Origin of the sequence: Floridaenema aerugineum BLCC-F46, from assembly GCF_041929345.1 — a bacterium.
GTDB classification, from domain to species: domain Bacteria; phylum Cyanobacteriota; class Cyanobacteriia; order Cyanobacteriales; family Aerosakkonemataceae; genus Floridanema; species Floridanema aerugineum.
The window spans coordinates 1-11,065 of sequence record NZ_JBHFNQ010000004.1; the positions used below are offsets into that span (position 1 = coordinate 1).

General features: G+C 41.0%; 9 protein-coding genes and 1 pseudogene. 8 read left to right on the plus strand and 2 right to left on the minus strand.

Annotated elements, in window-relative coordinates:
* Positions 1 to 734: 734 nt before the first annotated feature.
* The 4 genes and pseudogenes from ACE1CC_RS00305 (at position 735) to pirA (ending at position 4,371) form a co-directional block, all read left to right on the plus strand.
* Positions 735 to 2,114 carry a hypothetical protein gene (locus ACE1CC_RS00305; RefSeq protein ID WP_413268477.1) on the plus strand — a complete coding sequence of 460 codons (1,380 nt, stop codon included), beginning with the start codon at positions 735 to 737 and terminating at the stop codon, positions 2,112 to 2,114.
* A gap of 134 nt (positions 2,115 to 2,248) precedes the next feature.
* Positions 2,249 to 3,346 (plus strand): calcium/proton exchanger, encoded by a 1,098-nt coding sequence (gene cax / locus ACE1CC_RS00310; protein ID WP_413268478.1) that lies wholly within the window; start codon positions 2,249 to 2,251, stop codon positions 3,344 to 3,346.
* A 275-nt stretch (positions 3,347 to 3,621) separates the two neighbouring features.
* Positions 3,622 to 3,756: pseudogene (locus ACE1CC_RS00315) on the plus strand (ATP-binding protein); the annotation flags it as partial.
* A 207-nt stretch (positions 3,757 to 3,963) separates the two neighbouring features.
* On the plus strand, positions 3,964 to 4,371 hold the full coding sequence (pirA, locus tag ACE1CC_RS00320) for an arginine synthesis PII-interacting regulator PirA (RefSeq protein ID WP_413268480.1): 408 nt from the start codon (positions 3,964 to 3,966) through the stop codon (positions 4,369 to 4,371).
* A 52-nt stretch (positions 4,372 to 4,423) separates the two neighbouring features.
* On the opposite strand, the gene ACE1CC_RS00325 is transcribed toward pirA, so the two are convergent.
* Positions 4,424 to 5,662, minus strand: a complete 1,239-nt coding sequence (locus ACE1CC_RS00325; RefSeq protein ID WP_413268481.1) for a glycosyltransferase — start codon at positions 5,660 to 5,662, stop codon at positions 4,424 to 4,426.
* Between the two features lie 14 nt (positions 5,663 to 5,676).
* Entirely contained in the window at positions 5,677 to 6,819 is a 1,143-nt protein-coding gene (locus ACE1CC_RS00330; RefSeq protein ID WP_413268482.1) for a glycosyltransferase, read from the minus strand.
* A 337-nt stretch (positions 6,820 to 7,156) separates the two neighbouring features.
* On the opposite strand from ACE1CC_RS00330, the gene ACE1CC_RS00335 reads away from it, so the two are divergent.
* The 4 genes from ACE1CC_RS00335 to ACE1CC_RS00350 all read left to right on the plus strand — a co-directional run bounded on the left by ACE1CC_RS00335 (position 7,157) and on the right by ACE1CC_RS00350 (position 10,941).
* Positions 7,157 to 8,098 (plus strand): phytanoyl-CoA dioxygenase family protein, encoded by a 942-nt coding sequence (locus ACE1CC_RS00335; RefSeq protein ID WP_413268483.1) that lies wholly within the window; start codon positions 7,157 to 7,159, stop codon positions 8,096 to 8,098.
* A gap of 63 nt (positions 8,099 to 8,161) precedes the next feature.
* Positions 8,162 to 9,304, plus strand: a complete 1,143-nt coding sequence (locus ACE1CC_RS00340) for a glycosyltransferase family 4 protein (RefSeq protein ID WP_413268484.1) — start codon at positions 8,162 to 8,164, stop codon at positions 9,302 to 9,304.
* A 66-nt stretch (positions 9,305 to 9,370) separates the two neighbouring features.
* Positions 9,371 to 10,597, plus strand: coding sequence for a glycosyltransferase family 4 protein (locus tag ACE1CC_RS00345; protein ID WP_413268485.1), 1,227 nt, complete (start codon positions 9,371 to 9,373; stop codon positions 10,595 to 10,597).
* A 134-nt stretch (positions 10,598 to 10,731) separates the two neighbouring features.
* Positions 10,732 to 10,941, plus strand: coding sequence for a hypothetical protein (locus ACE1CC_RS00350; RefSeq protein WP_413268486.1), 210 nt, complete (start codon positions 10,732 to 10,734; stop codon positions 10,939 to 10,941).
* The last annotated feature ends 124 nt before the right edge of the window (positions 10,942 to 11,065 follow it).

An 11,065-nucleotide genomic window follows, 5' to 3' on the forward strand; every position in this document is an offset into this window, starting at 1 on the left:
TGGTACTAGTGGTTGCTTAGAGTCCCGGGACATTTCACCCTGATAACTCAGGTCATTGATTCTTGAGGGTTAAAGTAAAATAATTGTTAACTATTTTAGCTTATAAATGACTACAAATTAAGTGAAGTTTTACAATACTCACCTATGCAGTACTGAATTAAAAACTAGCGAAATGCGTTGGCGTAGCCTGCTCTGTTGCATATCGCCCTGAGTTGTTTCACCCAATCCAGAGCTATTTAATTTGGGATTTTTTGTAGTTATATTCCCTATGGTGCATCAGAATCTCAAAATTATTCTTCCTCGCCTAAAATTGCCATCTCTGACGCGCCTTACATACTACTATATGGTTGCAGTGTGAAATATGGTAGTTAGCGATCGCATTTAACTATAACGAGATTTTCTAAGTAATAATTAAAACATCTTCTTTAGACAATCTCATTTTTTTGCTCTGATACTCAACAATATTTACTCATTTACTCTGAAATGCTAAGTATATTTTTTTACTTTTTACCCCCCCTTTGTCAATCTCCCCTTGACGACTGATTAGATAAAGCTAAGATTGTGGGGAATAATATGGCAAATCCGCAGTCATACAAATCACAGTAATCACTACTCCAGATAGTTTGCATAAGTAGGAGCATGGTAGATATATTGGATATGGCTGAGATTGAAATGCTAACTTTATTGACTGAATATTCGTGAATTACCAAATATTTAGAAGGTGCATTAGTAAGATGAGGACAATTAAGCATCAAAACACTCAATTTAGGGGCAATTCTGTAAAAGATGAGTCGGTAACGCTAATTTCATCTCCAGAGTTAAATAGGCAAGCACGCCGCAGTCTTCAAGAAGATCAGCAAACTATCTATAATTTTCTTTTCAAATTAGTGAGGAGAAGTTCTCCAGAAGTGGTTTTACAAGAGTTTAGAAAAATGTTTATTGAGCCTGTGTATAAGTTAAATTCAGAACCTTTACAAGCTCTTTATAGAATAGTTCTAGCTAATAATGAAACCGAGTTTATCAATACCTTGAAACGTTGCTGTTATATTTTAATCAATAACTGGGATTCCACTAGACAGCATCAAGCTATTCGTCATTTAGTAGACATATTTCCTAAAAGAATCAGTCATCATGCTGTACCTTTAAAACTTTACAGAATTAGTAACTGGATGAATAACTTTGTAAATAGCAAAGATTTTGAAGATTTAAAGGTTTTTGCATTTCGGTATGATTCAGATAAGGCGCAACATTGGAGCGATCGCTATACCTCCTATCTCCTAGTTCCCCAATATATAGAATCCAATAACCCAGTAGAACAACGACAAGCTGCTAAAACATTAGCTAAACAATTGCGAGACAAATTTAAACTAGATTTAGCTATGTACACGGCTCGTTCTATCTCCCCTGTAGCCAAAGAAAATCCTTCTTCAAATCCCACTGGTTTAGGAGAAAAACTAGTAGATGTAATTAAAAATTTGGTTGCTAGACAAGGTGAATTAAAATACAATGAATTAGCCAGAATTTTCCTCAGACAAACTCATAAACTAAACTACAAACAATTTAAATTAAGCTTACATAAATATTTGACTTTTTGCTTTGCCGAAACTCCGGTAAATACCACTATTAGCAATAAGTTAACTGAAAAGTTACAATTTCTACACCCGGAATATGAAGAACAAAAAATTAATCGCCTATTCTTAATCAAAACTTGTCAATCTTTAATTGACGATTTAACAATTACAGATCAAGAATATCCCTCAGAATTATTTGTTTTGTTATTATCTCAAAAGAAAACAATTACCTTAATAATTCTCTTATTAAAAATCGTCTTAATTTGTCCCCATTCTCGGAATCATTTAGATACTTGCATCGCTGATTTGATTCGACATTATAAAGAATTGCCAGAACAGGAATGCCAGTGGGTAATTAACTTCGTGGAAATTTTCAACATTGCCTTTACTATTTACACAGAAGATGTAGAATACAATTTAGTCAAGTTAGACGAACAAGGAAATAGTGAATCAATAATTTCCGGGGAAAATTATCGACTATTTTCACAAGTGCGATTAAATACTAAAGTTGAGCAAATAAATTTTAGTCAAGACAGTTTATAATCTAGTTTGACCAAAAAATATCCTGATTATTTGCAGATTTTTACCAATATAAATAATTACATCTAGCTGACTTAATTAATATGGGGTGATATGCTGACAAAGGTAAATTTATTTTAGCGATCGCAGCAGTTCCCATGTCACTCAGAAAAATTCTTTCCTACGCTTTGTTGATTTTCATCCCAATTTCCCTAGCGGCTAAATATTTTGAATGGAATTCTTTAGTAATTTTTATCACTTCCGCTTTAGGCATTGTACCCTTGGCAATTTGGTTAAGCACGGCAACAGAAGAAGTAGCTGTAATTTCTGGCCCTTCTATTGGTGCTTTGTTAAATGCCGTATTTGGCAATGCCACAGAATTAATTATAGCCATAGTCGCCCTAAAATCCGGTTTAGTTGATATTGTTAAAGCTAGCATTACCGGAACAATTGTGAGTAACTTACTCCTAGTAATGGGACTTTCCATGTTATTAGGAGGATTTCGTTACAAAGAACAAGAATTTCAACCAGTAATCGCTAGGGTAAATGGTTCGACAATGACTTTAGCCGTAATTGCAATTCTTCTACCAACAATGGTAATTTACACATCCAACGGCGTGAAAGAATCTGCAATTCTCAACCTTTCCGTTACAGCCGCCGCCGTATTAATATTAGTTTATGCTTTAACTTTGGTGTTTTCTCTCAAAACTCACAGCTACCTTTATGATGTCGGACTAGTAGAATTAGACTCCGAAACTAGTAAAACTTCCGAAGCTGAAGAAACTACCCACAAACCAAATTTGTGGTTATGGTTAGGCGTGTTAGTAATAGCAACAATTGGAGTAGCTTTTGAATCGGAAATTTTTGTCGGCGCAGTGGAAGAAGCAACCGCAGGTTTAGGTTTAACTCCTTTGTTTACAGGTGTGATTCTCTTACCTTTAGTTGGTGGTGCTGCCGAATATGTTACCGCAGTTGGTGTAGCGATCAAAAATAATATGGATCTCTCAGTTTCAGTGGCAATGGGTTCTAGTTTATTAGTTGCATTGTTGGTAGCGCCAATTTTAGTTTTAGTAGGATTAGTAATTCATCAACCAATGGATCTCAACTTTAATCCTTTTGAAGTTGTAGCAGTCGCAGTCGCAGTGACAGTTGCCAATTTAATTAGTTTAGATGGACGTTCTAACTGGTTGGAAGGTGCGTTACTTTTGGCAACTTACACAGTTTTGGGTGCAGCTTTTTATTTCCATCCAGCTTAGTTAAGAGGTGGGGAGGTAGGGAGGTACTTAAGCGTAGGGGCGAAGCATTCGGGCGACAATTTATTTGCTCAAACCCTAGATTTTATGTCCGAATGCTTCGCCCCTACAAAGGCAAAAATCCAAAACCCGAGCAGTATTGGGGAGGTAGGGAGGTGGGGAGAGTTGAAGAGCTTGATTAAATTATTAGGACTTACGCACAGGCGATCCCCCAACCCCCAAAACACAAGGGGGCTTGAGAAAATTCCCCCCTTGTGTTTTGGGGGGCTAGGGGGGATCTGGGAATGTCCATCAGTTATCAAATCGTCACCAAGAAACATGGTGGCACAATAGAGTGTTTTTCCACTCCCGGTAAGGGAACTGAGTTCCTCATCCAAATCCCCATTCAACAAGACTTATCTAAATATAGATAAACTATGTCAGGGAAATCTAACTTTGGGCTGAAAAACCGAAAAATAGTAACTTATAATACAGAAATTCCCAAAAAAACTTCTTTTTTGTGGTGAAGATCACAACAAAAACGCTGAAGAAAGCGTTATGGTATATAAGCAAGCGATCCCGAAGGATCGCGATTTTTTATAACCCCGATTGACATAACTATTTAAATGGAGGCCCAATTTATGGAATTCAGCTATCGCGGTGTTAAATATGAAAAAGACTTACCAAGCCTCGAAATGACTGAAGGTGAAATTGGTGGTATGTACCGGGGTCAAGCTTGGAATTATCGCTATCCCAGACATATTCCGGTGCCGCACGCGACACCTCACTTAAAATATAGAGGTGTTAACTACTGTGCAAATCCTCGCGCTACAGCAGAAGCTTGCTATGCAGCACCAGCAGCAGATAGAGTTCAGCCGAAAGTTAGATCGAATTCTACTCAACCGCAAGCAGATCAACTGGAAGAAACTCACTACCGGAATATTTGCCGTCGCTTGGAACATAGATTACAAGTAGCAAGAAGAAGTGGCGATCGCCACCTCGTCAAAATGTTAGAAGCAGAACAGGAATTGATCGGGCCTTATTGCTAGTTTTTAATCGCAAGGGTGGCGGAAAACCACCCTATTTTTTTGGGTATTAACTTTAAGTTGCTGGTGTTTTGTTTTCCACCAAATCCTTGTAGAGGCGACTTATCAGGACTCCCCTTGTCTCCCAATTATAGACATCCTTAATTCGCTGCACTCCTGCCAACCCCATCCGAACTTGTAAATCTGGATCTTTTGCCAAAGTAATCATCGCCGCTGCCAATCCTTGAACTGCTTCCTCTGGATCGGGGGCTGCAACTTTGAACCCTGTCTCGGAGGTAACTTGTAGGGAAGGCCCTCCCAAATCTAAACAAATTACAGGTCGTCCCGCAGCCATTGCTTCTAAACACACCCACCCGCCAGAATCGTGCAAACTCGGATGCACCAACGCTGTAGAACTTCCTAGCTTCTCCAAAGCTTGATCTCTTGGTAGCCGATTCCAAAATTTTACCTGTTGCTCAATGCCCAACTCCTTAACCAGGTTTTCCAATCGTTGACGCTCTGGGCCATCTCCTAAGACCCAATACTCAGCATCAGGAAGTTTAGCGGCGGCAAATGCCCTTAACCCTAAGTGAAAACCCTTCCAGTGCAAGAGTCTTCCCATACTAATGAAGCGCGTTGCCTTCAGATTCGTCGTGCCACATTGAATCAGTCGATCGATTTCCTCCTGAGTCAAACTAGCTTCGGGAAAAACTTCTACGTTAGTTGCGCCCATTGCGCGAACTCGAACAGCTGTGTCTTCTGTCGTGACTCGGACAACCCGACTCCGTTGGGCTGTTAGTCGAGCAAAAGGATCTCGCTCACCAACCCAACGAGCAAAGCTTCGCAACACCTCATAAACCTTGTTTTTGAAGCTGAAGTCGCGCCAGAAGGGTGCGGGGGCTGATTCTCCACCGCCCACAGGTCCCCAAATGAAAGGGATCGGCAAAAATACCAAAAAACTAGGGGTGGAGTGCCGGACAAAGGTGACATGATGGGCAACATCAAAGCCAATTTTTTGATGTAGATCGCGAGCCACAAAGTATGCCTGAACTTGCCAGAGATAATAGTGGATTAAGAAGGCGATCGATCCGAATCGCCACATTCCACCTAAAATTGGCAGCGTAAAGTATACGAAGTGCAAATTAGGATTTGGGGTACGTGCTAGCGTTGCTTCGATCGCTTCTCGACCATCATCAGGACGAGTCAACACCCAAACTTCATCATATTTGGCGATTTCCCAGGCAGTGTTCCAACCAACTCCCAGTTCTGTCCCTCGCCCAGGTTCACAAGCGTAAGCTGATAACAAAACTTTCATTGTTAACCTATCTCCTAATTTTTGGAAGAGGATGCTAAAACAGATTGGCAAAAGTCGAGATATTGCTGACTGGCGTTTAAGTAATGAAAATCTTGCGATCGCGCTTTTGCCATTTCCCGATAATGTTGCTTTAACTCTGGTTGAGTCAGCAGTTGTAAAATTCCCTGCGCCAGAGCCTCTGGATCGCCCGCTTTCACCAACACACCCGATTTGCCATACTCTACAATATCCTTCATGCCGCCTGGGGCATCAGTGACGACAACTGCCGCCCCACAAGCCATTGCTTCCTGAAGGGCTACCGGACAACCTTCCCAAGCTGATGCTAAAACAAACACATCACCAGCTGCCATATAGCGGTAAGGATTGGTATCGTAACCAGGGAGCCAAACTGAATCTGCTATACCGAGTTCTCGACACAAAGATTCTAGTTCACCTCGCAAAGGCCCTTCCCCCAGAATCAACAATCTTGCTGGCTTGACTTTTACTACCTCAGCGAATGCCCGCAGTAAACCATCTATTTGTTTTTGCTTGGCAAGACGGGCGGCTGTGACAATTACAGGGATATCACTATTTTGGAACCAAGGATGCTCGATCGCTTCTTGAGAACGCTGCTTGATGCGAGCGAAATTAATCGGGTTGAGAACCACCCGCATCGGAATATCCGCCCCAATTTTCAGCGTTTCCACTAGGTCGGTAATTGTATCCTTGGAAACACCGATTAACCCATCTCCGTGCGGGTAAGCATAGCGCATCACCACTGGCAAAAACCGCAAATGTGGCTTATCTCGATGTTCAATCCCAGCTTCCAAACTGATAATGTTATGTTCTCCCAATATCACTTTTGTCTTCACGCCAGATAAGAATCTCGCCAAAACCGCCACCACATTAAAATACCAGGGCATCGGTAGCAAGACATCTGGTTGATGCTCCCGCAGGTAACGCACTGTTGCTGGCAGAGAGGACGCTGTTCGCTTGACATTTAGCGGGACAATGGGAATCTCTGGATAACGGGCTAACTCCCCATCACTGGCATACAAAATCACCAATTCGGAGTCTACCCCTAGTTCTAAAAAGCCTCGTACCAAATCTGTGCAGAGGTTTGTAAACGTCCCACCGCTGATATCATGGGTCAGTATGGAAACTTTGGGTGTGTTCATTAAGACAAAGTTTGACGATTTAGGTTTACAATACAAAACTCTTGTTTTAGGCACCAATAACAACTTCTGTCACCAGAGCTATAAACATAGCAGTTGCAACAGGGTTCTACTCTATAATGTTATGTTTACAGTAAAAGAAACAAAAAGTCAGTAATCCAACACCATTTACATTGATACATTTTAAAGAAATTGATAATCAAATCTGGTTTTGTGAAGATCAGGTAAATTATCTATTAATAGCTACAGAATCTCTGTAATTTACTGTATGATAATATGGGGTATGACATTTACCACAATACTAAATATTTTCCAAGTAAATAACTAGTGGAGGTTAGTGATGGAACTTAAAAAGTTTTCTGCTGGTGAAAAAGCTGCGATTAAGGAATATTTCAATGAATACGGTTATGTAGTAGTTGAAAATTTGCTAACTCAATCAAAAATTGAAAATTTTATTGAGGTATACGAGAAGATTAAACATTCCAAATTGTTTGTATTTTTTAGTCAAGATACACATCTTCCCATCCAACCAAAGCTAACGCCAGAAGGCTTTATCGAAAATTCGATGTTAAATCCTGCCAATTTAAAACTTTGGCATAATTTTTCCCGTAGTGCAGAGGAATGTCTGGTAGATGAAAGTGTGACAAATGTACTGAGTATACTATCAGGCAGGTCTAGCCATGTAATGATGCAAAATATGTTTTTCGACAAATCAACCGGGACAATTGAACATCAAGACCACTACTATTTAGACTCCGATCCAGCAGGCAATATGGTTGCTACATGGTATGCCTTAGAAGATATCCATAAAGATGCGGGGTGCTTTTTTGTCCTTCCTGGTAGTCACAAAGCCAAAGTGATTGAACGGAATAGTGGCTCAAATTTTTCCGATCACGACTCCTTTGTTAAACAGATAAGAGACTTGATTAATGAGGGTGGATACGAATATAAAAGTTTTCCACTAAACAAAGGTGATGTGCTTTTCTGGCACCCATACACCATTCATGGAGCCTACAATAATCGCGACCCACGTTTCAGCCGGAAATCATTAACCGCACACTATTATCCAAGTGATATGAAACCGCTATATTCAAAAACGGAAGTCCAAACAGTCCGAAAAACAGTTAACCCAAATGTTGTCATGTTTGGCAGCGAATTACAAGCTTACCAATCTAATGTGATGCACTACGTCAGAGCGATCGCAAATTATGTAAGAGGCAAAGGCCCTGATTATGATATGAGAAGGGATAGCTACAGTGCAAGTACAGGAAGTGATGCCTAAAAAAGGTTCCTTTATCCTGGAACTCTCTTCGTAGCTCTACTATGGCTGCATTAATTTATCACTATGAACAAGTCTCGGATTGCTTGGCTGCTAAACTCAGCTTTCTTTTATTGGCATCCTACTCTCAGTGAGTATACACGCATATTTCCAGAAACAACTGTATTTGCGGGTTGGTGGAAAGGTTATGCTCCCGGGCTGGAAGATTCCTTCAAAGTTGAAGTAATGGGCGATCATAAGGTTATACCAATTCTTCGTTCATCAACGAGTTACGGATCTAACTTCACTTATTTACCTTTGAACATTGTTAACCGACTGTTCAAGTTTAAGCCTGATGTAATCATTTCCAACTCATTTGGTGTCTGGACGGTCTTGGCGCTATTGTTTAAGCCAGTGGGAAGATGGAAGGTGGTAATTGCTTATGAAGGAAGTTCTCCTGGTGTAGATTATCGTAATTCAGCGCCTCGGTTAGCTGTGAGACGAGCGATGGTGAAAGCAGCAGATGCTTGTATTACGAATAGCCAAGCTGGGAAAGCATATTTAATAGAGGTACTCAAAGCTAAAGTCGATCGCGTTTTTGCCAAACCTTATGAAGTACCCGATCCAAAAGCTTTATTAGAGTACTCTGGAAGCAGCGATTCCAGAGTCTCCCAGTTACAGCACCCGATTTTCCTATTTGTTGGCAGTATTGAATCCAGGAAAGGGCTTAATTTTTTATTAGAAGCCTGTGCCATCTTGGAAAAGCAGAAGATGCACAATTACACATTGCTGGTAGTAGGTGATGGAGCGCAACGGGAAGAATTAGAAGGCTTTTGTCGCAGTGCTAACTTGACTGAGCGAGTCAAGTGGTTAGGAAGAGTAGATTATGGGCAACTGGGTACTTTTTTTAGTGCTGCCGATGTCTTTGTTCTTCCCACCCTAGAAGATACTTGGGGTGTGGTGATATCCGAAGCTATGGTGATCGGAAAAGCAATTCTGTGTTCCAAGTGCGCGGGAGCATTTGAGATAGTTGCTGATGGAGAAAATGGCTACATTTTCGATCCTTACGATCCAGAAAAACTAGCCCAATTAATGAGTCGTATGATTAGCGATCCAGAGTTGGTTAGTTCAATGGGTAAGAAATCACAACAACTAATGACTCAATATACGCCAAAAGCCGCAGCAGAATTCCTTGCCAAAGTTACAACAACAGTCTTAGAGGGGCATTAGCAAAGTTATAGATGGCAATTTTAGCCATTGTCTTTAGTCGCATAGAATATGGTTGAAGGTTAGCCAATGAAGAGTCTCAAAATCCTAATTTCCGCTTATGCTTGTAGACCAGGTATGGGTTCTGAGCCGGGAGTTGGCTGGAACACGGTGCGATCGCTAGTTAAACATCATAAAATCTGGGTACTGACTAGAGAGGACAATCGTCCCTTCATCGAAGCCGAACTAGCAAACAATCCCATTCCAGGACTCCAATTTGTTTATTGTGACCTACCTTTATCTGGATTGTGGAAGCAAGGATTGCAAGGCGTACATCTCCATTATTATCTATGGCAAATTTCCGCCTACTTCAGAGCCCGCCAACTGCATAGTGAAGTAGGCTTTGACGTTGTACATCACATAACCTACGTTAGGTACTCTTCGCCCAGCTTTCTCTCATTTTTACCAATCCCGTTTATTTGGGGGCCTGTTGGTGGGGGAGAATCTGCACCGAAAGCATTTTGGCAAGATTTTAGTCTGCGTGGCAGAGTTTACGAAATAGTAAGGAGTCTAGCTCATCGGATTGGGGAGAGCGATCCATTTGCACGCCTGACAGCAGAGAAAAGTGTCTTAGTCCGGGCAACTACTGAGGACACAGCTGTTCGGCTGCGCCAAATGGGTGCGAAAAACATCCAAGTATTTTCTGAATCAGGTTTATCCCCGGAAGAAATCTCCCGCTTATCCCAATGCCCCATACCTGATATTTCTACTTTTAGGTTTATCAGTATGGCGAGACTTTTGCATTGGAAGGGACTTCACCTGGGATTACGTGCTTTTGCTAAAGCGAACCTGCCAAATGCTGAATATTGGATTTTAGGGGAGGGTCCTGAGCGAAAATCCCTAGAAAGCCTTGCTGAGCAACTGGGCGTTACTAATCAAGTTAAATTTTGGGGTAGACTCTCACGAGATGAAACCTTACAAAAGCTTGGTGAGTGTCATGTTCTGCTCCATCCCAGTTTGCACGACTCTGGCGGATGGGTTTGTTTAGAAGCAATGGCGGCAAGTCGTCCAGTGGTTTGTTTAGATTTAGGAGGGCCATCTGTTCAGGTAACAAAGGAAACTGGATTTAAAGTTACGGCAAATAATCCGGATCAAGTAGTACATGACTTCGCTGAAGTAATAACTCGTTTGGCTAAAGATTCCGAACTTAGAGTAGGGATGGGACAGGCGGGACAGAGGTTAGTCAGGGAAGAATTTTCATGGGAAGCTAAAGGAGAATGCCTTGCAAAACTCTACGAAGAAATCGTTAATTGTTGATTTTTTTAAGTTAATAGGGTAGCTAATTTGAGGAAATAATGATTAGCTAGTCACGGTGATAGAAGGTGCTTTTCAGAAAGCCAAAATTCTAAACTTGTACTAGAAAAATCCAGTCTCAAATGAGGAAGCAAACTATGAAAATTCAAAAAATGCTTGTTTCAGGCGATCGGGTTTTTATTCGTCGTTACCAGGCTTTATTTGAAGCAATGCGTTCGCGGGTCGATCGGTTGAGTTACTTATACGGAGACAAACCATTTGAATCCGATTTCTTAAATAACTTGACAAAAATACCAAACAAGTTAATCTATCTGCTTTCTCCCAGCCAAGCGGCTCTTTCGGGTTAATGGGGAAAAATGTTCATAAATGTTACAAACCAGGGAACGGTGCGTTAGGCACGGGAATTTATTGATGGATTGGAATGCTGAATTTATCGCCCGTGCCTAACACACCCTACGATTAAATAAGATT